The organism is Massilia sp. ST3, assembly GCF_018119405.1.
In the GTDB taxonomy this organism is placed as follows: Bacteria; Pseudomonadota; Gammaproteobacteria; order Burkholderiales; family Burkholderiaceae_D; genus Telluria.
In genome coordinates, this window is record NZ_JAGPWC010000019.1 from 1 (window position 1) to 21,219 (window position 21,219).

Below are 21,219 nucleotides of genomic sequence, written 5' to 3' on the forward strand. Positions count from 1 at the left end.
CCGCGCGCGGGGCGGCGAGTTCCTGCGCGCCCAGTGCGAGCGTCGCGCCGGGACTCAGGCTGACTTCGATCGCGGCCGGCATCCAGGCCGCCGGCGCGCGCAGCAAGGCCAGCAACTGGAGCGCGCACAGCACCGCGAGCAGCGCAAGCGGCAGGATGCGGCGGCGGACGGCGGCGATCATGCGGCGCTCCGCACCGGGGGCTGGCGCAGTGCATTCGCCGCGGCGCCCAGCAGGCGGCTGATCTCGAGCGCATGACGCGGGCGGTCGGCGGGACGGTGGGCCAGCAGGCGGCGCAGCAGGGTCAGCGCCGGGGTCGCGGCCGCCGGCCCGATGCGCTCGGCGAACAGCGCGGCCTCGTCGGCCTGCAGGATGGGCGGGCGGCCGTGCTCCGCCAGCGCGGCGGCCGCCTCTCGGCCATGCAGCTGCCAGGCCTGGCCGCAGGCGGCGCTGTAGCGCAGCAGGCGGCCGCAGAGCAGGTAGTAGAGCAGGGCGCCGAGGGCGAAGTAATCGCAGGCGGCGCCGGTCAGGTAGCCGTCGCCGTCCGGGAAGAACTGTTCGGGGGCCTGCCAGTTGGCGGTACCGGCATAGGAATGCGCGCGCAGGTCGTCGAGCCGGCGGTTGGTGCCGAAGTCGGCCAGCTTGATGGCGCCGGTGGCGCGCTCGAACAGCAGGTTGCCGGGCTTGAGGTCGAGATAGCGCCAGCCGTAGGCATGCACCTTCTCCAGCGCCTGGTTGACTTGCCCGGCCCAGCCGAGCGCCTGCAGGGGAGCGACCTGGCGCCCGGCGGCCTGCTCGGCCGCCAGGTGGGTGGCGAGGTCGCCGTCGAGCAGCTCCAGCGCCAGTGCCGGCATGCCCTGGTGCTCGCCGCTGTCGAGCAGGCGCACGATGTGGCGGCCGTCCCAGGGCGCCAGGGTGCGCAGGAAGGCCAGTTCGGTCCGGGCGCTGTCCAGCCAGCGCTCGCGCAGCGCCTGCGGCGCGCGCGCCATCTGTTCCAGGTTGACCAGCTTGAGGGCGACGCCTGCGCCCGGCGCGCTGGCGGCCTCCGCGCGCCAGACGACGCCGTAGCTGGCGCCCGCCAGCGGCTCGCACAGCCGGTAGTGGCCGCCCGAAAGCGCAACGATGCTGCCTGCTTCGTACATGGTGTCCCCCAGCCTGGCGCATGCGGCGCCGATGCCGTGGCTCAGCGGGGGGAGGGTGAAAAGGTCTGTGTGCTCAGCGCGCCAGGTAGTAGCCGGCGGCGCCCAGCAGGACGAAGAACAGGACGATGCCGTTGCGGATCAGGCGCTGTTCCCGTTGCAAGGGAGCGAGCAAGGCTTCCGAAGCCGCGATGGCTTCCTGCTTCAGGCGCAGGTCGTGCGGATGGGAATAGGTGGCGGCGCTGCTGTCGTAGGTTTCGAATTCGTCGCCGCGCAGGCGCGCGCCCAGCACCTCGGCCAGCAGGACCAGGTGGGGCAGGTGTGCTTCGTCCGGGCTGGATGTCCACAGTTCGCCGTCCTGGTGCCAGACGGTGCAGCTGCCGGCGTGCGCGACGCGGGTAAAGCCGGGCGGATCGTCGTGGAAGCGCCAGCCCAGGCCGGACGCCGCCAGCTTCGCCTCCCCGAGTGCGATGGGGATCACGCCGTCGGACGTGGAGCGCAGGATGGTGAGGTGGTAGCCCATACGGGAGTAGTTAGCGATATCAAAACGACATAGTCGCACCGTTCCTTCGCGGTGGCAATGCGCAGTGCATGGGATAGCGGCGCCAACAAAAAACCGCCCTCGCGGGCGGTTTCTCGGATCAGCGGCCGTAGTAGCCGCGGTCGTCGCGGTCCCAGCGGTCGCGGCGGTCATGGCGGTCCCAGTCGCGGTGGCCGTGGCCATGGCCGCGGCCCGGATGGACGTAGACCGGACGCGGCTGGACATACACCGGACGCGACTCGACATAGACCGGGCGCGGCTGCACGTACACCGGACGCGGCTGGACATAGACGGGCGCCGGACGGTAGTTGCTGGTCACGTAGCCGCGGTTGTCGTAGTAGCCGCGATTGTCGTAGTAGCCGCGGTTGTCGTAATGGCGGCGGTCGTCGCGCGATGAGATCGAATTGCCCACCGCCGCGCCCAGCACGCCGCCGACGATGGCGCCCTCGGTACCGCCGGCGCTGTGGCCGATCGCCGCGCCGAGCACCGCGCCCACTGCCGTGTTCACACCGCGGTCGCCAGCCATGGCCGCCGGCGAAGCGGCGGCGGCCGCCAGCAAGACCGCACCAAAGGTTTTCGAATTCAACATGGCTTTTCCTTTCGTCCCTGCGGTGATCGGATGATCGCTGCGACGCGGGGTATGAGCCCACTATAGTTGCCGTCCGGGAGGATGCCATCTGTTAATACAGATTTTTACAACTGGGGCGGCACTGTAACATTGCGCCGCGGACCGCTCCGCGCCCTTGCAGTGGCGCGCCGCCGCCCCATCTAGCCTGCATCTTCCCTCACAGCCAGCCTCCATGCGACCCAGCCGCAGCTTCGTGATCCTCCTGTCCCTGCTCGTCCTGCTCCAGGTATACATCGGCATGCGCCTGCTGCCCGACCTCGCCCTGGGCCTGGCCGGGGGCATCGCGGCGGTGCTGGCCCTGGTGCTCCTGACCGTGCTGGTGCCGGTAGGGCTGATGTCGGCCTCGCTGCGGCGCCGGCGCTGGTCGGAACTGGTGGCCTGGGCCGGCCTGTTGTCGATGGGCTTCTTTTCCTCGCTGCTGGTGACGACCCTGCTGCGCGACCTGGTGCTGCTGGGCTTGCTGGCAGCCGGCGCCCTGGGTCCGGAGTTCAGGCAGGGCAGCGCGCTGGCCGTGCCGCTGGTGGCGGCGACGGTGACCCTGGTCGGCTTCGTCAACGCCCGGCGGGTGGCGCGCGTGGTCAAGGTCGACGTGCCGATCGTCAACCTGCCGCCGGCGCTCGACGGCTACGCCATCGCCCAGATCTCGGACATCCACGTGGGCCCGACCATCAAGCGCGCCTTCCTGAACGCCGTCGTCAACAAGGTCAACGGCCTGCGCGCGGATGCGATCGCGATCACCGGCGACCTGGTGGACGGCAGCGTGCAGCGCCTGGCCCTGCATACCCAGCCGCTGGCGCGCCTGGCGGCGCCGGACGGCGTCTTCTTCGTCACCGGCAACCATGAATATTATTCCGGCGCGGAAGAGTGGATCGCCGAGGTCAGGCGCCTGGGCGTGACCGTGCTGCTCAACCAGCACGTGGTGCGGCGGCGCGGCGGCGCGGCGCTGATGATCGCCGGCGTGGCCGACTATACCGCCCACCATTTCAACCCGGCCCACCGCAGCGATCCGCGCGCCGCCGCCGCCGGGGCTCCGCAGGACGTCGACGTGCGGGTGCTGCTGGCGCACCAGCCGCGCAGCGCGCCCGAGGCCGCGGCCGCCGGCTTCGACCTGCAGCTGTCCGGCCACACCCATGGCGGCCAGTTCTTCCCGTGGAATTTGTTCGTGCCCCTGCAGCAACCCTTCGTGGCCGGCCTGAAACGGGTGCGCGACATGTGGGTCTACACCAGCCGCGGCACCGGTTACTGGGGACCGCCGAAGCGCTTCGGGGCGCCGTCCGAGATCACCCTGGTGCGCCTGGTGCCGGCCTAGCCCTAATCATGTAAAGACGGCAACAAAAGCCCTGCAGAAACCGGCGCGATGCGTTATCGTTGGCATCCTTTGACCTGATTGAGGATCCGAACGCATGAACCGCCGCTGCTGCTGTCTTCCCTTCTTGAGCGTCCTTGCCGCCAGCCTGTTGAGCCTGCCTGCCTTCGCCGCCAGCCCCGGTAACGATCCGGCGGCGCTGGCGAAGATCCGCGACGCCGCGATGGCGAGCGACTATGCCTGGGAACGCACGGCCGACATGACCGACCTGATCGGCCCGCGCCTGTCGGGCTCGCCGGGCGCCGCCGCGGCCGTGACCCAGGTGGCCGAGGCCATGCGCAAGCTGGGCGCCAAGGTGAGCCTGCAGCCGGTCAAGGTGCCGCACTGGGTGCGCGGCGTGGAGACCGGCGAGCTGGTCGAGTACACGGGCCGGCCGAAGGGCATCACCCAGCGCGTCGTGCTGACCGCGCTGGGCGGGTCGGGCGCCACCCCGGCCGCCGGCGTGACGGCGCCGGTGCTGGTGCTGAGCCATTTCGACGAGCTCAAGGCGCGCGCGGCCGAGGTGAAGGGCAAGATCGTGCTGTTCGACGTGGCGTTCGACCAGCACATGGCCGACCGCGGCCTGGCGGGCCCGGCCTATGGCCAGGGTTCGGCCTACCGCCGCGATGGCCCGCGCCTGGCGGCCGAGCTGGGCGCCAGCGCCGTGCTGGTGCGCTCGGTGGGCGGCGCGAGCTACCGCCTGCCGCATACGGGCGGCACCGGCCTGGCCGATGGCGCGCGCATCCCGGCGGCGGCCGTCACGGCCGAGGACGCGATGCTGATGGCGCGCCTGGCCAAGCGCGGCCCGCTCAGCATGCGCCTGGTGCTCACGCCCCAGACGCTGCCGGACGCCGACAGTTTCAATGTGATCGCCGACCTGCCGGGTACCGACAAGGCCGACGAGATCGTGATCGTCTCGGGCCACCTGGATTCCTGGGACCTGGCGACCGGCGCGCATGACGACGCCGGCGGTGTGGCCAGCGCCATGGCCGTGATCGAGACCCTGAAAAAGCTCGACTACCGGCCGCGCCGCACGATCCGCATGATCGCCTGGATGAACGAGGAGAACGGCACCCGCGGTGCGCGCGGCTACCTGGCTGCCGAGCAGGCCAATGTCGGCAAGCATTTCGGCGCGATCGAAAGCGACAACGGCGTCGGCCGCCCCTTCGGCATGCGCACCAGCGCCGCGCCGGGGGCCATGAAGCTGTTCGGCCCGCTGCAAGCGGCCCTGCAGCCGCTAGGCGCGGGCGTGTTCCAGCGCCAGGACGCCTTGCAGACCGGCGACTTGTCGGGCCTGGAGCGCGCGGGCGTGCCCAGCTTTGCGCCGCTGATCGACACCTCGGCCTACTTCGACTATCACCACACCCCGGCCGATACACTGGACAAGGTGGACCCGGACCATTTGCGCCGCCACGTCGCGGTGATGACGGCCACAGCCTGGTTCCTGGCCAACATGGAGCAGCCGATCGGCCGCGCCAGCGTGCCCGAGCGCTGATCCGCCCGGACACGCAGCGGGGCGCGCGGCCGCGCGATCAGACGCTCGGAATGCGCCTGACCGCGCGCGCGTGGCCGCGGTAGGGGCGCCCGTAGATGGTCTGGATGCCGCTGGCGAAGTTCTGGCCCCAGACCAGCTGGACCCGGGTTTCGTGCGGCTCGCTCGACCAGTACCATTCGCGCTGGAAGGATTCGCGCAGGTTGGCGAAGAGCAGCGCCAGTTCGCGCCGCGTCGGCAGCGCGCCGCCGTTCTGCATGGCCCAGTCGCAGGCCGCCGGCCAGCTGACATCCGCCGCGTCGTCCGGCAGCAGGATCAGGTGATAGTCGGGTTCGTTCTTGCCCAGGATGAGGCCAGCGTAATGCTCGCCTTCCTTCAGCATTCCCCGGATTTGCATGTATTCGCCCATGGAGTCCTCTTCGCGTTTGGTGGCAGTCCGTTTCGACCGTCGGCTTCGCCACTTAGTTGCGTGGATCTTGCGATCTGGATCATGCAAACGTTTGATTTCTATCAGGAAATCGTCCTCCGTTTTTGCTACCTCAAGAGAATTTCTTTCAGAAAAGTTGAACTTGGGCAGTTTCCTTCGCTCAAAGGAGTACGTTCACTTCTCAGGTAAGGAAGCTCTCATGGCAAAACTCGCTGCGATCGTCTCGACACTCCGTACCCATGCGCTGCTGGGCTGCTTCGCCGCATCCATGCTGGCCGGCTGCGGCGGCAACGATGGAGCAAGGCGCGAGCATGGCTTGGTAACGCAGACGGCGGCCGAAGTCCTCGACAGCAAGACGGTGGCCGCGGCGCCGGTCGCGGGTGCGGCCGCTGCCGATGAACCGGATGTGAACGCGCCGGCGGTGCCGGTGGAAGCCGAGGCGGTGGCCGAGCAGGCTCCCGTCCAGGCTGCACCGGCGCCTGCGGAACAAGCTCCGCCGGCTGCGCTGGAATTGACAGCTCCCGCAGTGGGCTCGAACGTCGCCGCGTCCGGCTCGGCGCGTATCTTCGTCGCCGCCGGGCCGGGGCCGGACCGCATCTGATTGCCCCGGCAATACGATGAACCGGGGCACGGCCTTCGCTGCCTAGTCGTCGATCGGCAGCGCGATCTGCGGCCCGTCGGCCCCGGCGCGGTTCACGGCCGTGCTGACCTTGTGCCATTCGAAGGCCTCGGGCGGCAGGGCGGCGCGGCGCGCCAGTTGCACCGCTTCGTCCGGCGACAGGGCCGGGTCGAGCCACAGCGCCGCGTCGGCCGCGTCGAGCACCACCGGGCGGCGGTCGTGGATGTCGAGCATGCCGCCGGTGGCGTCGTCGGTGATCAGCACGAAGCCGGCTTCGGCCCGGTTCTCGGTGAAGCCGCCGAAGTTGGCCAGGGCCAGCATGTAGAGCGGGGCGCGGTCCTTGCGGTGGATGTGCCAGGGCTGCTTGTGGCCTTTCTCGCCGGTCCATTCGTACCAGCCGTCGGCCGCGACCACGCCGCGCCCGGACTTGAGCAGGGCGCGCCAGTAGCGGTTGGTCAGCTTTTCCATGCGTGCGTTGATGCAGATGGGAACCTTGTCCTTGGCCCAGCGCGCCTGGTAGCTCCAGAACACGTCGTCGACCCGGTGCTCGCCGTCCTGCACGTGCATCACCGGCCGGTAGGTGCCGGGCGCGACGTTATAGGCCGGGTCGGATTCGCTGTCGTACACGGCGTCCGCCCAGCCGAAGGCGTTGGCGTAGTAGCGCGCCGTCTGGCTCTGGTCAAATCGTCCACACATGGCCCCATCCTACCGCAAGCGCCGGAGGAGGCACGCACGCTGTCCGCCAGCCGTGCGCCGTTTGGCCGTCCCGGCCCGCGATGGTATGCTCAGGTATACATCGCTGGTTACGACGACAAGGAGCAGGTATGGCAGCAGGCTGGTGGAAGGTATTGAAGACCGTGCCGTGGAGCGAGGTGATCCACGCCGCGCCGCAAGTGGCCACCGGCGCGCGCCGCCTGTGGGACACCGTGGCGCGCAGGTCCGGCACCATGCCGCCGCCCGGCCCCATCATCGACGAGATCGAGCCCCAGGAAGACGTGTTCGGCATCGTCATGGCGCGCCTGGACAAGAACGAAACCACGGTGGGCGAGCTGCGCGGGCAGATGCTCTCGGCCTCCGAGATCATCGCCAACCTGGCCGACCAGAACGCCCAGCTCATCGCCAAGATGGATGTGATCCGGACCCGCATGCTGTGGCTGGGCGTCGCAACCGGCGTGTCGTCGGTGCTGGCCCTGGTGGCGCTGGCCCTGGTTGCCGCGCGCACCTAGCGCGCTCGGGAAACCCATGAAAGCGGTATTGATCCTCGCGACCTCGTTCGTCTTCATTTCCATGCTGATGAACGCGGCGCGCCGGCGCGGCAAGCTCAACGACGAAGCGAGCCGCGCCGTCAGCGGACTGGCGAACTCGATGCGCTGGTTCGTCTACGGCCTGCTGCTATTTGTCGGCATCGTCTGCGTGGCGGTGGCCTGGCAAATGGTCCACACACCCGGCTAGGGCGCCGGCGCCGCCGGCGCAGCGCCCCCGAAGAGCAGCGCCAGCTCGTCGATGGCGCGCTGCACGTGCCGTTTCAGGTAAAGCCGGTGGCGTCCGTAGTACACGGCGACGTCGTCGTGGTAGTCGCAGCCCAGCGGCTTGTCGTCCAGCACGGTCGCGCGCGGGCAATAACCGGCCACCCGGTAGAAGCGGTACACGGTCGACTTGGTCGCGCTCGACTTGGTCCACACATGGCAGGCCGCGTTGCGGCACTTCGCCACCAGTTCCGTGATGTTGGTCGCGTCTTCCTTCGGATCCAGGTATTCGGCAAACACCAGCGGCTTGCCGATCGCCCTGGCCGTCTGCAGCAGGTCGTGCAGGTTCACCAGCAGCATCGCGACGCAGGCTTCGTAGACAATCTCGGACAGGTCGTACTGGCCCAGGCTCTGCATCAGGGAACGGCAGGTGCGGAGCGCATGGACCGCATCGAAGTCGGCCGGCGGGGAGGGCGGGGCGCGGCGTTCAAACGCCAACACATTGTCGGTGTTCATAGTCTGCAAGAATATTGTGCTTGTGCTAACCATAGCACAGCCTTGCGGAACCGCGGTTCAAGCGTGCGCATGGGCGTGCGGGCTGCCAAACTTCGCGCAAACTGTTGAAATTCCGGTATCATCCACCCGGCTTGTTTCCGTTGTTTAACTATTATTTCTTATTGTCCGTGCTCATTTCGAAGCCTGTAGCCGGCGCCGGGTTTGCGGCGCGCGTCCTGAACCTGGTCGACAGCGGCATCGTCGTGGTCGACAGCCAGCAAGACATCGCCCTGTGGAACAGTTGGATGGTGCCACGCTCCGGCCGCTCCGCGGCCCGGGTGCAGGGACAGCCCCTGTTCGACGTGTTCCCGGCCCTGCGCGGCTCGCGCATCGAGGCGGCGGTGCTGGCCGCACTCACCGAAGGCATCGCCACCACCATCCCCCAGTCCCAGGAGCGTACCCCCTTCCCGCTGCGCGAGGCGGGCAGCTTCGACGGCGCGCTGATCGAGCAGGCGGTCTCGGTAACGCCCTTCAGCGATGACGGCGAGCGTTGCTGCATGATCGAGATCCGCGACGTCAGTGGCTCGGCGGTGCGCGAGCGCAAGCTGATGGACCATGCGGAATCGCTGCGCGCCCGCTCGTATGTCGACGGCCTGACGGGCATCGCCAACCGCCGCCACTTCGACGTGGCGCTGGAACGCGAGCTGCGCCGCGCCCAGCGCGCGGACGGCGACCTGTCGCTGCTGCTGGTCGACATCGATTCCTTCAAGGCCTACAACGACCACTTCGGCCACCAGCAGGGCGACAGCTGCCTGACCACGGTGGCACAGGCGCTGGCAAGCATGCTGAAACGCCCGGCGGACGTGGCGGCGCGCTACGGCGGCGAGGAGTTCGCGGCCATCCTGCCGGACACCTCGCTCGAGCAGGCGCGCGCCCATGCCAACGCGATCCGCGAGCACGTGGCGGGGCTGGCCCTGGAGCATGCGCCGGCGGCGGTGCATCCGATGGTGACCCTGAGTATCGGCGTGGCGAGCTTCGAGAAGGACCGCTTGAATGAACCGGCGGCGCTGATCGAGGCGGCGGACAAGGCCTTGTATGCGGCCAAGCGCGGTGGGCGGAACCGGGTGGTGGCCGATGGGGATGGCTCCTGACCGAGGCACAGGGCGTGACCGCGATGACGTGGTTAGCTGAAAAACCGTCGCCCCGGCGGAGGCCGGGGCCCAAGTTCGTAGCGTTGTGTCGGCGCATGCAGAACTTGCATTCCGGCCTTCGCCGGAAGTCATAGGCGCCAGTGGCGCGTATGAGGTTTTCAAGCTGACACTGTAACGTAGGCCAACTGCGACGTCACACCGAACCAAGTCTCAGGCCGGCATCGGCATCTTCGCAATCAGCTTGTCCAGCGTGATCGGATAATCGCGCACCCGCACCCCGGTCGCGTTATAGATCGCATTCGCCACCGCCGCCGCCACCCCGCAGATGCCCAGCTCGCCCACGCCCTTGGCCTTCATCGGCGAGGACACCGGATCGGTCTCGTCGAGGAAGATCACGTCCTGGTGCGGGATGTCGGCATGCACCGGCACCTCGTAGCTGGCCAGGTCGTGGTTCACGAAGAAGCCGTGGCGCCCGTCGACCACCAGCTCCTCCATCAGGGCCGCGCCCACGCCCATGGTCATGGCGCCGATCACCTGGCTGCGTGCGGACTTGGGATTGAGGATGCGGCCGGCGGCGCAGACCGCCAGCATGCGGCGCACCCGTGTTTCGCCGGTGTAGGCGTCGACCGCCACCTCGACGAAGTGGCCGCCGAAGGTCGATTGCTGGAACTTCTTGTCCAGGTCGCCGTACTCGAGGCTGTCCTCGCCGGCGAGTTCGGCGCCGGCCGCCAGCTCGGCCAGCGGCACCGTGCGTCCGCCGCCGCTAACCGCGCCGTCCGCGAACTGGGCTTCGGCCTCGACCACGCCCAGGCGTGCCGCAATCGCTTCGCGCAGCTTGACGCAGGCGGCGTAGACGCCCGCGGTGGAGCTGTTGCCGCCCCATTGGCCGCCTGAACCCGCGGACACGGGGAAGTCGGAGTCGCCCAGACGCACCGTCACCCGCTCGAGCGGCACGCCCATCATCTCGGCGGCGGTCTGGGCGATGATGGTATAGCTGCCGGTGCCGATGTCGGTCATGTCGGTCTCGACGACGATCTTGCCGTCGCGCTCGAGCCGGACACGCGCGCCCGACTTCATCACCAAGTTGTTGCGGAAGGCGGCCGCCATGCCCAGGCCGACCAGCCAGCGCCCGTCGCGTACCTTGCCGGGGCGCGGGTTGCGGCTCTTCCAGCCGAAGCGTTCGGCGCCCAGGCGCAGGCATTCCGCGAAGCGCCGCTCCGAGAACGGGCGGCTCGGCTTTTCCGGGTCGACCTTGGTGTCGTTCAGGATGCGGAAGGCGACCGGATCCATGTTCAGCTTCTCCGCCATCTCATCGATCGCGATCTCGAGCGCCATCATGCCCGGCGCCTCGCCCGGCGCGCGCATGGCGTTGGCCTCGGGCAGGTCGAGCGTGGCCAGGCGCAGCGAGGTCATGCGGTTGGCCCCGGCATACAGCAGGCGGGTCTGCTGGACGGCGGTTTCGGGCTGGCCGCCGGGCAGGTCGCCGGACCAGCTTTCGTGGGCGATCGCGCTGATCTTGCCGTCGCGCGCCGCGCCGATGCGGATGCGCTGGATGGTCGCCGGGCGGTGGGTGGTGTTGTTGATCATGAGCGCGCGCTGCAGGGCCACCTTCACCGGCCGCTTGGCGGCGCGCGCCCCCAGCGCCGCGCAGATGGCCTCGGCGCGCAGGAACAGCTTGCCGCCGAAGCCGCCGCCGACGAAGGGCGACACCAGGCGCACATTGGCGGGCGGCAGGCCGAGCGTGCGCGCCAGGTCCTTGCGTCCCCAGTTGACCATCTGGTTCGCCGTATAGACCGTCAGCTTGCCGCCTTCCCACAGCGCCAGGGTCGCATGCGGCTCCATCATGGCGTGCGACTGGTCGGGCGTGGTGTAGGTGGCGTCCAGCCTGACCGGCGCCTCCTCGAAGGCGCGGGCGAAGTCGCCGACCCTGGTATCCGGTTTGTCCTCGGTCTTGGGTACGCCGGCCGACGCCTTGGCGGCGGCCAGGTCGTAGCGTCCGGGCTGCTTCGCGTAGCGCACCCGCACTAGGCCGGCGGCGGCGCGCGCCTGTTCGAAGGTCTCGGCCACCACGACGGCGACAGCCTGGTGGTAGTGCTGGATCTCCGGTCCGCCCAGCAGGTGGGCGGTGTTGAACTTGCCCTTGGTGAGCTTGCCGGCGCTGGCGGCCGTGACGACCGCGAGCACGCCCGGCGCGCGGCGCGCGGCTGCGGTGTCGATCGAGGCGATACGTCCCTTGGCGACGCCCGCGCCGACGATGTAGCCGTGGGCGGCATGCGGGGCGATGTCGTGCCGCTCGTAGGCATAGGGCGCGGCGCCGGTGCACTTGAGCGGTCCGTCGATGCGGTCCGTCGGGCGGCCGACCACCTTGAGCTGGTCGATGGGGTTGCGGGTGGCTGGTGTCGTGAATTTCATGGCTCAGACTCGCTTGAGGTCGTTCAGCACGGCGGCCAGGGTGCGCTGCACCAGCGGCAGCTTGAAGGCGTTGTGTTCGGTGGTCTTGCTGCCTGCCAGCAGCAGCTCGGCCACGGCGCCGGCGCCGGCCGGCAGGCGGGCTTCGGCGGCCTCGACCCGCCAGGGCTTGTGCGCCACGCCGCCCAGCGCCACGCGGCCGCTGCCGTCCGGCTGGACGACGGCCGCCACCGACACCAGGGCAAAAGCGTAGGACGAGCGGTCGCGCACCTTGCGGTAGACCTGGACGCCGCCGGCCGGCTTGGGCAGCTTGACGGCGGTAATCAGTTCGCCGGGTTCCAGGGCGTGTTCGATGTGGGGCGTGTTGCCCGGCAGGCGGTGGAAGTCGGCGATGGGAATCACGCGCGTCTTGCCGTCCGCGCGCACGGTTTCGACTTCGGCGTCGAGCAAGCGCATGGCCACCGCCATGTCGCTCGGATGGGTGGCGATGCAGGCTTCGCTCGCGCCGACGACGGCGTGGTGGCGGCTGAAGCCCTGCAGGGCGCCGCAACCGCTGCCGGGCTGGCGCTTGTTGCAGGGCATGTTGGTGTCGTAGAAGTAGTAGCAGCGCGTGCGCTGCAGCAGGTTGCCCGCCGTCGTTGCCTTGTTGCGCAGCTGGCCCGAGGCGCCGGACACCAGCGCGCGCGACAGCACGCCGTAGTCGCGCCGCACGCGCGCATCGGCCGCCAGGTCGGTGTTGCGGACCAAGGCCCCGACCCGCAGGCCGCCGTCGGGCGTGGCTTCGATCTTGTCGAAGCCCAGGCCGTTGACATCGATGAGGTGGGAGGGCGTCTCGATCTCGAGCTTCATCAGGTCGAGCAGGTTGGTGCCGCCGGCGATGAAGCGCGCGCCGGGCGTCTTGGCGGCCGCGGCGGCCGCTTCGCCGGCGCTGGCGGCGCGCTGGTAGGTGAAGGCCTTCATGCTTTCGCTCCCCCGACTTCGGCAATCGCTTCCAGGATGTTCGAGTAGGCCCCGCAGCGGCAGATATTGCCGCTCATGCGTTCGCGGATTTCGTCGGCCGACAACAGCGGGCGCGCGTTCAGGTCGGCGCTGACATGGCTGGGGACGCCCTGGCGGATCTCGTCGAGCACGGCCACGGCCGAACAGATCTGCCCGGGGGTACAGTAGCCGCACTGGTAGCCGTCATGCTTGACGAAGGCCGCCTGCATCGGGTGCATGCGGTCCTTGTTGCCGAGGCCCTCGATGGTGGTGACCTCGGCGCCTTCGTGCATCACGGCCAGGCTCAGGCAGGAATTGATGCGGCGGCCGTCCACGATGACGGTGCAGGCGCCGCACTGGCCCTGGTCGCAGCCTTTCTTGGTGCCGGTCAGGCGCAGGTGCTCGCGCAGGGCGTCGAGCAGGGTGGTGCGCGTGTCGAGCTGCAGGGTGACGGGCTTGCCGTTCACCTTCATGCCGACCCCGGCGATGCTGGGCGGGCGTTCCGGCGCGGCGGCGCCGGCCTCGGCAACAGCGGCGCTAGTGGGGATGGCGGCGCTGGACATGGTCGCGGCTCCTGCGAGCAGGAGATTGCGCCGGCTGATCTTGACGTAGCTGAAATCGTGCATGCTCCTGTTCCTTTGTGGTGGCGAAGGGGCTTCCAGGAACCGGGCGGACTCCCGGTGCGCTGAACCGCCAGAAAAGCTTGCCCTGAATGAGGGATTCGGCTATTACCACGGCACCGCCCGTAGCGGCAGCGTATCGGTAGGGGGCCGGGGCCCGCACAATTGTTCGGCCTATAGCGGTAACAGCCTCGAAGATTCTAAGTCAGCGGCCGCGCGGCGGTGCGTACGGTAGGGAGTGGCAACTTTTCTCTATCCAAAGTAGCAGCCGAGGGCGGATTATCGGGACCATCGCATGGGCGCCCGCGCGATCACGGCTGCAAGACATAGGACCCGGGCGCGGGAGGCCGGTCCGGCATGGGCGCGGGAGGATCGACGCGCGGCCCTGCGCGCCGCGCGAGCCATTGCTCCCAAGCGGGCCACCAGCTCCCCTCGAGCTGCTCGGTGCGCGCCTGCCAGCTGTCCGGATCGATATAAGGATCGGCATGGGCATGCACCCCGATCTGGTAAGTGCGGTTGGGACTGCCTGGTGGAGCGACCACGCCCGCATTGTGTCCGCCCGAGGTGAGGGCGAAGGTGATTTCGGTATCGCTCAGCGGAATGATCTTGTACACCGAGCGCCAGGGCGCGACGTGGTCGGTCAGGGTGCCCACCGCGAAGATCGGGGCCGTGATGTCGGTGAGCGCCACCGGCCGCCCACCCACCAGATAGCGCGAGCTGGCCAGGCTGTTCCTGAGGAAGAGCTTGTGCAGGTATTCCGAATGCATGCGGTAAGGCATCCGGGTGGCGTCCGCGTTCCAGGACATGAGGTCGGTTTCCGGGTCCGGGATGTCGAGCAGGTAGTGCCTGAGCCGCCGTGACCAGATCAGGTCGTTCGAGCGCAGCAACTGGAAGGCGCCGGCCATCTGGCGCGTGTCGAGATAGCCCTGCTGCCACATCGTGGCTTCCAGGAAGCTGACCTGGCTGTCGTCGATGAACAGCGACAACTCGCCCGGTTCCGCGAAGTCGACCTGGGCCGCCAGCAGCGACATGCTGGCCAGCCGCCGGTCGCCGTCGCGCGCCATGGCTGCCGCCGCGATCGCCAGCAGGGTGCCGCCGAGGCAATAGCCGGCGGCATTGATCTGCGGCGCCCCGGTCTGCTCGGTGATGGCGTCGATGGCGGCCATCACACCCAGGCGGCGGTAGTCCTCCATCGACAGCTCGCGGTCGGCGTCCTGCGGGTTCTTCCACGACACCATATAGACGGTGTGGCCCCGTTCGACGAGGTAGCGCACCAGCGAGTTGTGCGGAGACAGGTCCAGGATGTAGTACTTCATGATCCAGGCCGGCACGATCAGGAGCGGCACCTCGTACACGCCTGGAGTGACGGGATCGTAGCGCAGCAGCTCGATCAGCCGGTTCGCCATCACCACCCGGCCCGGCGTGGCCGCCACTTCGCGTCCCGGGCGGAAGCTGGGCGTGCGCACATGGCCGCAGAATGCCTCGCGCGCATCGCGCGCCGCGCGCATGCTGCCGTTGAGCAGGTTCAGGCCGCCGCTCTCGACAGCGGCGCGCTGCACGACGGGGTTGGTGGCGACGAAGTTCGAGGGCGCCACGCAGTCGAGCAACTGGCGCGCAACGAAGGTCACGACGTCGGAGTGGTGGGGCGAGACGCCGCGCACGCCCGCGGTGGCGCGGTGCCACCATTGCTGGGTCAGCAGGAAGGCCTGGCTCAGCTGGTGCCAGGGCCATTGCTGCCAGGCGGGGTCGGCGAAGCGCTTGTCCTGTTCCAGCGGACGCACGGGATCGGCGCCGCCGGCGCTGGCGTAGGTGACCCAGCGCTGGGCGTTCGAAACGGCCTGGGTGAGAAGTTCGTGCTGCTTGTCCGGCGACAGCACCAGGTGGCAGGCCCAGTCGAACCAGGCGACGCCGAGGGCGCCGGGCGACAGGTAGCCGGTAAGGCGCCCAAGCCAGGCGGACAGCATGAGGTCGGCCACCGCATGGCCGACGTCGGCTTCGGGATAGCGGGGCCGCGCGCCGCCTTGCCAGGAACTGGCTTCCAGGCGCCGCGTGGTGCCGGCGGACTCCGGGCGGGCCCCGGGAACGGTATCGGGGGCCATGTCAGTGCGCGATCAGGAGCGGGACGTTGCTGCGCGCCAGCAATGCCCGGGTGACGCCGCCAAGGACGAACTCGCGGTAGCGGCTGTGGCCGAAGGCGCCGGTCACCAGCAGGCCGGCCCCGGCGCCGCGGGCCACCGCCAGCAAGGCGTCGCCGGGACTGTCGCGGGTATGCTCCAGCACCACATCGACCTTGGCCCCATGGCGCGCCAGGTGCAGCGCCATGTCGGCGCCCGGCTCCTCGCCATGCAGGTCGGCCATCGACTCGGGATTAACCAGGGTCAACTTGACCGACGCCGCCTGCCTGAGCAGGGGCAGGGCGGCGGCGATGGCGCGGATCGCCTGCACGCTGCCATCCCAGCCGACTACCGCGGGGCCGTCCAGGGGCAGGTCGGGCCAGCCGGGCGGAACCACCAGCACCGGGCGGGCGCCATGCAGGGCAATGTACTCCGGCAGGCCGCGCACCGGCGTCGACAGGCCGGGCGCGGGCGCGGATTCGGCCGCGCGGCTGACCACCACCAGGTCGGCGTAGCGCGATTCGAGCAGCAGTGCGTAGCGCGCGTCGTCCTCGATCATGCGAGTCTCATAGGAAGCGACGCCGAGGCGATGGGCGGTGGTGGCGAACTGCTGCAGGCGCAGCTGGACCGCCTCGCGCACGCCGTTGAAATCGGATTCGGGCATCATCGGCGCGCCCATCGAGCCGGTCAGCAGCGCGTAGTCGAGCCAGGAAATACCGGTGGCGGCGCTGCCCACGAGGTGGGCCGCGTGTTCGCCTGCGAGCCTGGCAGCGGCGCGCAGCCGCGCTTCCTCCTCCGGATTGCCGTCGACATGCACCACGATGGTCTTGTACATGCTCGCTCCTTTCGTGACGGGTTGGCGGACCCGTGCGGCCTGTTTTCCGATAGGACCGGCGCGCCGGGTCTGCAAAGGAATCTGGCCGGGCGCCCCATGACTGCTTGGATCACCCTGATGCCAATGTATTCCTTTGCCTGATGCGTGTCAGTAATGCGATTGATATGGGTCAAAGGACCCTGATAGATGAAGCCTGGCCTCGGATGAATGAGTTTCCGGGCAGTATTGTCGGCTTAATGTCCGACTAGACTTACGTGCTGACGCGGCATGGATTACCGAAAAATGCCCTTGTAGCGGTGAAGTCGAGCCCTATCTTGGTATCGTACCGGCGCGAGTGGTCGGTTCTCTTTGTGTCTCCAATCTCAGCTCCGCTGAGGATTCGGCCGCTGCCGGCAACATGGGCAGCGGCTCTTTTTTTTTCCGGATTACCCGCTGTATTATTCAGCAACTGCATCACATCGGGCATTGTTCGGAGGTGATGGGATGCATGCCTTGCGAACCCATCAACACACCTCGACTTTAACCGGCCCAGCATGCTCTATTCTGATCGAACGGTATTCGAAGCCCATGTCTATCTGGACCACCATTATCCTCCAGTGATATGGAATATTGCCCGCGGCGGCTTCGACTCTGCAGATATGTTTTCCGACGAGGTAGACGGTTTTGTCGTCTCAACCGCGCTGGCTTCTATGCTGCGCAACTCATCAGCCGACCGGATTCGAGCCGAGTTCGAATTAGAGCGGGTGCGGAAACAAGTCGCGCCCCACGAAGTTTCAAGATTGCGAGGACTGTTCGTATTCGACGAGCTTGAAAGCATTGCCCAACTGTGGGAGATCGACAAATGGGGAGGGCACTTTCAGTGCGAGTACATGGCAGATGTTGGCGTGTCGGCGCGAAAAACCTCCAGAGTCGATGCGAACTGGATTGATGAAATCATCGCGGGCGATGGTTCGTTACGACCGGACTGGGAACGCGCGGCGCGCCAGTATTGGCTTGGGCTGCCGTATCCGAAGCATCCGCCAATGTGGGAGCGAATTGTCGAGGGAACGTTCACCGTTTGGTCGACTCACTCGAGACGGGAAGCGCTCAAGGAAATCGAAGCGATCTGGCCAAGCTCGACGGGGCTGCTCTGTCACAGTATGAACTGTCACGCTGCAGGGTCGAGAGACGGACAAGTTGTTGCTGGCCTCACTATTCGGGAAGACACGCTTGAACTGGATTGTTACCTGAGGATGGTAGACAGCATGAAACCGGAATTGGCTAAGCGCTTGTCGGATTTGAAAACACACCGTCCAAGACTGTTCGCTGGCGTCCCGGACATAAAACGTTTCAGCCTTCCCGATTTGTCGGGATTCTGCCATCGCATTCCGATGCGCTGACCGCTGCCTCGACCTGACGGAAGGCGCCGAGAAGGAGTGAGGAAGGTCGTGCTGCTCAGTCGGGGCAATCGTGAGATCGTCGCTGGCAGTGAGATAAAGGCATCGATGCGAAATCCAGGCGCCATGGCGTGGAAGGAACGCCGTTATCTCCTCCACAGCTGCTTCCGTCGGTCGTTTGTATACTGGTGCCCGGAGCCGGAATCGAACCGGCACGCCATTTCTGGCAGGGGATTTTAAGTCCCCGGTGTCTACCAGTTTCACCATCCGGGCAGCGGGCGGCATTCTAGCACATGCGTGTTCCCTTAGGATCATTACAGCAACTTTGGTGAACTTGCCAGCACTCCGCTCACACGGAGCGTAGCTGGCGCTCGACACCGTCGGCGCCGCCGGCGTATTGACACCCGCCCCGACATTGGAAGGGTGGCAAAGGATGGTGTAGCATGCACGGCGACGCCGCCGAGGCGAACAGCAAGCATGAGGACCCCCATTTGAACATCACGATCAACGACGAACTGCGATCCTTCGTCGACCCGCTTACCCCTATCGAATACGCCGCCCTGGAACGCAGCCTGCTGGCGGAAGGCTGCCGCGACGCGCTGGTGCTATGGGGCGACGTGCTGATCGACGGCCACAACCGCTACGAGATCTGCCGCAAGCACGGCATCGACTTCCGCACCGTCCAGAACGACAAGTTCACCTCCCTCGAGGACGTGATGCTCTGGATGATCGACAACCACCTGGCGCGCCGCAGCGTGTCGGATTTCCAGCGCGGCGTGCTCGCCCTGCGCAAGAAGGAAATCCATGCCGCCCGCGTGGTGGACAAGCCGGCTGCGGAGGACGGCGACAAGAACGACCCGGCGCCAGATGCCAGCCCGCCCTGGAACACGCGCGAGGACATCGCGCGGGCGGCCCGGGTGTCGAGCAATACCATCAGCCAGATCGAGCGTATCCAGAAGGCCGCCACGCCCCAGCTGCGCGAGGCGGTGCGCCAGGGGACCATCTCGATCAACGCCGCCGCCAACGTGGCCCAGCTGCCCGAAGCGGTCCAGATCGCCGCCGTGGCCGGCGGCCGCAAGGAACTGCAGCAGGCGGCGCGCCAGGTGCGCGAGCAGAAGGCCGCCAGCCGGCCGCGCAAGGAAACGCCGGAAGGAGAACCGGTCGACGAGAAGGCCGCCCTGCGCGCCGAGGTCGCGGCCCTGAAGGACCGCGTGGCGACCCTGCTCACCGAGAACGAAGTGCTGAAGCAGCGCCTGGCCGCGCACGGCGGGCAGGACGCATAAGAACATCCCTCCAGGAGACGAGACCACATGCACGCACCCTACCGCTTCACCCCCATACTGCTGGGCGCCGGCCTGCTGGCCGCCGGTTTCATCGCCCCGGCCGAAGCTGCCGCCAGGGAAACCGGCAAGCAGGAGCTCAAGCAAACGGGCAAACAAGGCGCCGGCGCCGCCGACGTGGCGCGCTGGCAGCAGGCGGCGCAGCGGGTCAGCATCCTGCGCGACAAATGGGGCATCCCCCACGTGTTCGGCAAGACCGACGCGGATGCGGTGTTCGGCATGATCTACGCGCAGGCGGAGGACGACTTCAACCGGGTCGAGCTCAATTACATCAACGCGCTGGGGCGCCTGGCCGAGATCGAGGGCGAGAAGGAGATCTGGCGCGACCTGCGCATGAAGATGTACATCCAGCCGGAGAGCATGAAGGCCAAGTACGCGGCCAGCCCGGCATGGCTGCAGCAGCTGATGAACGCCTTCGCCGATGGCCTGAACTGGTACCTGCATACCCATCCCGAGGTGAAGCCCAAGCTGATCACCCGTTTCGAGCCCTGGATGGCGCTTGCCTTCAGCGAAGGCAGCATCGGCGGCGACATCGAGTCGATCGATCTCAAGGAGCTGGAGCGCTTCTACGGCAAGCGCCCCGCGCCGGCGCTGGCTGCGCTCGGCGCGGCCAAGGGCTTCGATCCCGAGCCGCGCGGCTCCAATGGCTTCGCCATCGCACCCCGGCTGACCAAGGGCGGCCATGCACTGCTGATGATCAACCCCCATACCTCGTTCTACTTCCGGCCGGAAGTGCACATGGTGAGCGAAGAGGGCCTGAACGCCTACGGCGCCGTGACCTGGGGCCAGTTCTTCATCTACCAGGGCTTCAACGACAGGCTGGGCTGGATGCATACGTCCGGCGGCGGCGACGTGATCGACGAGTACCTCGAGACCGTGCGCGAGCGCGACGGCAAGTTCGTCTACCAGTACGGCGACGGCGAGCGCCCGGTGCGCGCGGTCCCTATCGTGCTGCCCTACAAGACCGCAAGCGGCGCGATGGCCAGCCGCACGGTCACGGCCTACTTTACCCATCACGGCCCGGTGGTGCGCGCCCAGGACGGCAAGTGGGTGGCGGTGAAGATGATGGACGAGCCGCTCAAGGCCCTGACCCAGTCGTACACGCGCACCAAGGCCAGGAACTACGACGCCTTCTACAAGGCCATGGAGCTGCGCACCAATTCGTCCAACAACACGGTGTATGCGGATGCCGACGGCAACATCGCCTACTTCCACGGCAACTTCATCCCCAGGCGCGATCCGCGCTTCGACTGGAGCAAGCCGGTGGACGGCAGCAACCCGGCCACCGAGTGGCAGGGCCTGCACGAGATCAAGGACACCATCACCCTGTTCAATCCGGCCAGCGGCTACATCTCGAACACCAACAACTGGCCTTTCAGCAGCGCAGGCGCGAGCAGCCCGAAGCGCCAGGACTATCCGGACTACATGTGGTCGCTGCCCGAGAACGCGCGCGGCCGCCACGCCGAGCGCGTGCTGAAGGACGCGAAGGACTTCACCGTCGACAGCCTGATCGCGGCGGCCTACGACAGCCACCTGACCGCTTTCGAACCGCTGCTGCCGCAGCTGTTCAAGGACTACGACGCGCTGCCGGCGGACGACCCGCGCAAGGCGGGCCTGGGCGAGCAGGTGGCGGTGCTGCGCAACTGGGACCTGCGCTACGCCGCGGCCTCGGTGCCGACCTCGCTCGCCATCTACTGGGGCCAGGATATGGTGGCCCAGCATGGCGCGCGCGCCCGCGCCCAGGGCACGCCGGCAGTCGACTACATCACGTCCAGCCTGAACGGCGAGGAGCGTTTGGCCTCGCTCGCGCGCGCATCCAGCAAGCTGCAGGCCGACTTCGGCGACTGGCGCACGCCCTGGGGCGAGATCAACCGCTTCCAGCGCATCAGCGGCGCCGTCGACCAGCAATACGACGACAGCAAGCCGAGCTGGCCGGTGGCCTTCGCCTCGGCCAACTGGGGTTCGCTGGCCTCGTTCGGCATGGTCGCCAAGCAGAAGACCAAGCGCATCTACGGCGACCGCGGCAACAGCTTCGTGGCGGCGGTCGAGTTCGGCCCACGGGTGCGCGCGAAAAGTATCCTGGCGGGCGGGCAGAGCGGCGACCCGCGCTCGCCGCACTTCAGCGACCAGGCCGAGATGTACAGCCGCGGGGAGTTCAAGGATGTCCTGTTCTACAAGGAGGACATCGAGAAGGCGCTCGAACGCCGTTACAATCCGGGACAATGAGGGGCCAATAAGAGGATGGT

The 21,219-nt window shown here is 67.8% G+C and carries 21 protein-coding genes and 1 tRNA gene; 9 read left to right on the forward strand and 13 right to left on the reverse strand.

Annotated elements, in window-relative coordinates:
* The 4 genes from KBW98_RS08655 to KBW98_RS08670 all read right to left on the reverse strand — a co-directional run.
* A partial coding sequence (locus tag KBW98_RS08655; RefSeq protein ID WP_211519720.1) for a hypothetical protein occupies window positions 1–181 on the reverse strand: 181 nt, incomplete at its 3' end.
* Entirely contained in the window at window positions 178–1,140 is a 963-nt protein-coding gene (locus KBW98_RS08660) for a serine/threonine protein kinase (protein ID WP_211519721.1), read from the reverse strand. The genes KBW98_RS08655 and KBW98_RS08660, both read right to left, overlap by 4 nt.
* Before the next feature lie 73 nt (window positions 1,141–1,213).
* A complete protein-coding gene (locus tag KBW98_RS08665; protein WP_211519722.1) occupies window positions 1,214–1,660 on the reverse strand; it encodes a hypothetical protein in 447 nt (148 codons plus the stop codon).
* 118 nt (window positions 1,661–1,778) lie between these two features.
* Window positions 1,779–2,267 (reverse strand): glycine zipper domain-containing protein, encoded by a 489-nt coding sequence (locus KBW98_RS08670; protein WP_211519723.1) that lies wholly within the window; start codon window positions 2,265–2,267, stop codon window positions 1,779–1,781.
* 211 nt (window positions 2,268–2,478) lie between these two features.
* Between KBW98_RS08670 and KBW98_RS08675 the strand changes: the two genes are divergently transcribed.
* Both KBW98_RS08675 and KBW98_RS08680 read left to right on the forward strand, forming a co-directional pair.
* Window positions 2,479–3,615: a metallophosphoesterase gene (locus KBW98_RS08675; protein WP_211519724.1), complete on the forward strand. Its 1,137-nt coding sequence runs from the start codon at window positions 2,479–2,481 to the stop codon at window positions 3,613–3,615.
* Window positions 3,616–3,709: 94 nt separating this feature from the next.
* On the forward strand, window positions 3,710–5,146 hold the full coding sequence (locus KBW98_RS08680; RefSeq protein WP_211519725.1) for a M20/M25/M40 family metallo-hydrolase: 1,437 nt from the start codon (window positions 3,710–3,712) through the stop codon (window positions 5,144–5,146).
* A 37-nt stretch (window positions 5,147–5,183) separates the two neighbouring features.
* Here the strand turns inward: KBW98_RS08680 and KBW98_RS08685 are convergent, their stop codons facing one another.
* Complete coding sequence (locus KBW98_RS08685) at window positions 5,184–5,540, reverse strand: DUF1566 domain-containing protein (protein WP_229429065.1); 357 nt, start codon at window positions 5,538–5,540, stop codon at window positions 5,184–5,186.
* A gap of 229 nt (window positions 5,541–5,769) precedes the next feature.
* Here KBW98_RS08685 and KBW98_RS08690 point away from each other — a divergent pair, with 229 nt between their 5' ends.
* Complete coding sequence (locus KBW98_RS08690; protein WP_211519727.1) at window positions 5,770–6,171, forward strand: hypothetical protein; 402 nt, start codon at window positions 5,770–5,772, stop codon at window positions 6,169–6,171.
* A 42-nt stretch (window positions 6,172–6,213) separates the two neighbouring features.
* On the opposite strand, the gene KBW98_RS08695 is transcribed toward KBW98_RS08690, so the two are convergent.
* Window positions 6,214–6,885 (reverse strand): SOS response-associated peptidase, encoded by a 672-nt coding sequence (locus KBW98_RS08695; protein WP_211519728.1) that lies wholly within the window; start codon window positions 6,883–6,885, stop codon window positions 6,214–6,216.
* Between the two features lie 128 nt (window positions 6,886–7,013).
* Here KBW98_RS08695 and KBW98_RS08700 point away from each other — a divergent pair, with 128 nt between their 5' ends.
* Window positions 7,014–7,415 (forward strand): hypothetical protein, encoded by a 402-nt coding sequence (locus KBW98_RS08700; RefSeq protein ID WP_229429066.1) that lies wholly within the window; start codon window positions 7,014–7,016, stop codon window positions 7,413–7,415.
* A 16-nt stretch (window positions 7,416–7,431) separates the two neighbouring features.
* Window positions 7,432–7,641, forward strand: coding sequence for a hypothetical protein (locus KBW98_RS08705; protein WP_211519729.1), 210 nt, complete (start codon window positions 7,432–7,434; stop codon window positions 7,639–7,641).
* Here the strand turns inward: KBW98_RS08705 and KBW98_RS08710 are convergent.
* The gene (locus KBW98_RS08710; RefSeq protein WP_211519730.1) at window positions 7,638–8,171 is read right to left on the reverse strand and encodes a hypothetical protein; all 534 of its coding nucleotides are present in this window, start codon (window positions 8,169–8,171) and stop codon (window positions 7,638–7,640) included. The two genes, KBW98_RS08705 and KBW98_RS08710, sit on opposite strands and share 4 nt — an antisense overlap.
* Before the next feature lie 167 nt (window positions 8,172–8,338).
* Here KBW98_RS08710 and KBW98_RS08715 point away from each other — a divergent pair, with 167 nt between their 5' ends.
* Window positions 8,339–9,301 (forward strand): GGDEF domain-containing protein, encoded by a 963-nt coding sequence (locus KBW98_RS08715; protein WP_211519731.1) that lies wholly within the window; start codon window positions 8,339–8,341, stop codon window positions 9,299–9,301.
* A 210-nt stretch (window positions 9,302–9,511) separates the two neighbouring features.
* Here KBW98_RS08715 and paoC read toward each other — a convergent pair whose 3' ends face one another.
* From paoC to KBW98_RS08740, 5 genes are all read right to left on the reverse strand, one after another.
* Entirely contained in the window at window positions 9,512–11,713 is a 2,202-nt protein-coding gene (gene paoC, locus KBW98_RS08720) for an aldehyde oxidoreductase molybdenum-binding subunit PaoC (RefSeq protein ID WP_211519732.1), read from the reverse strand.
* A gap of 3 nt (window positions 11,714–11,716) precedes the next feature.
* Entirely contained in the window at window positions 11,717–12,670 is a 954-nt protein-coding gene (locus KBW98_RS08725; protein ID WP_211519733.1) for a xanthine dehydrogenase family protein subunit M, read from the reverse strand.
* Window positions 12,667–13,314, reverse strand: a complete 648-nt coding sequence (gene paoA / locus KBW98_RS08730) for an aldehyde dehydrogenase iron-sulfur subunit PaoA (RefSeq protein WP_211519734.1) — start codon at window positions 13,312–13,314, stop codon at window positions 12,667–12,669. Before paoA ends, KBW98_RS08725 begins: the two co-directional genes overlap by 4 nt.
* 305 nt (window positions 13,315–13,619) lie before the next feature.
* Window positions 13,620–15,407, reverse strand: coding sequence for an alpha/beta hydrolase (locus KBW98_RS08735; RefSeq protein ID WP_211519735.1), 1,788 nt, complete (start codon window positions 15,405–15,407; stop codon window positions 13,620–13,622).
* Between the two features lies 1 nt (window position 15,408).
* Window positions 15,409–16,257 (reverse strand): universal stress protein, encoded by an 849-nt coding sequence (locus KBW98_RS08740; RefSeq protein WP_211519736.1) that lies wholly within the window; start codon window positions 16,255–16,257, stop codon window positions 15,409–15,411.
* A 533-nt stretch (window positions 16,258–16,790) separates the two neighbouring features.
* Between KBW98_RS08740 and KBW98_RS08745 the strand changes: the two genes are divergently transcribed.
* Window positions 16,791–17,636: a hypothetical protein gene (locus KBW98_RS08745; protein WP_211519737.1), complete on the forward strand. Its 846-nt coding sequence runs from the start codon at window positions 16,791–16,793 to the stop codon at window positions 17,634–17,636.
* Window positions 17,637–17,819: 183 nt separating this feature from the next.
* On the opposite strand, the gene KBW98_RS08750 is transcribed toward KBW98_RS08745, so the two are convergent.
* Window positions 17,820–17,906: transfer RNA gene (locus KBW98_RS08750), tRNA-Leu, on the reverse strand.
* Window positions 17,907–18,124: 218 nt separating this feature from the next.
* Here KBW98_RS08750 and KBW98_RS08755 point away from each other — a divergent pair.
* On the forward strand, window positions 18,125–18,916 hold the full coding sequence (locus KBW98_RS08755) for a hypothetical protein (RefSeq protein ID WP_211519794.1): 792 nt from the start codon (window positions 18,125–18,127) through the stop codon (window positions 18,914–18,916).
* Between the two features lie 27 nt (window positions 18,917–18,943).
* On the forward strand, window positions 18,944–21,199 hold the full coding sequence (locus KBW98_RS08760) for a penicillin acylase family protein (RefSeq protein ID WP_211519738.1): 2,256 nt from the start codon (window positions 18,944–18,946) through the stop codon (window positions 21,197–21,199).
* Window positions 21,200–21,219 lie beyond the last annotated feature (20 nt).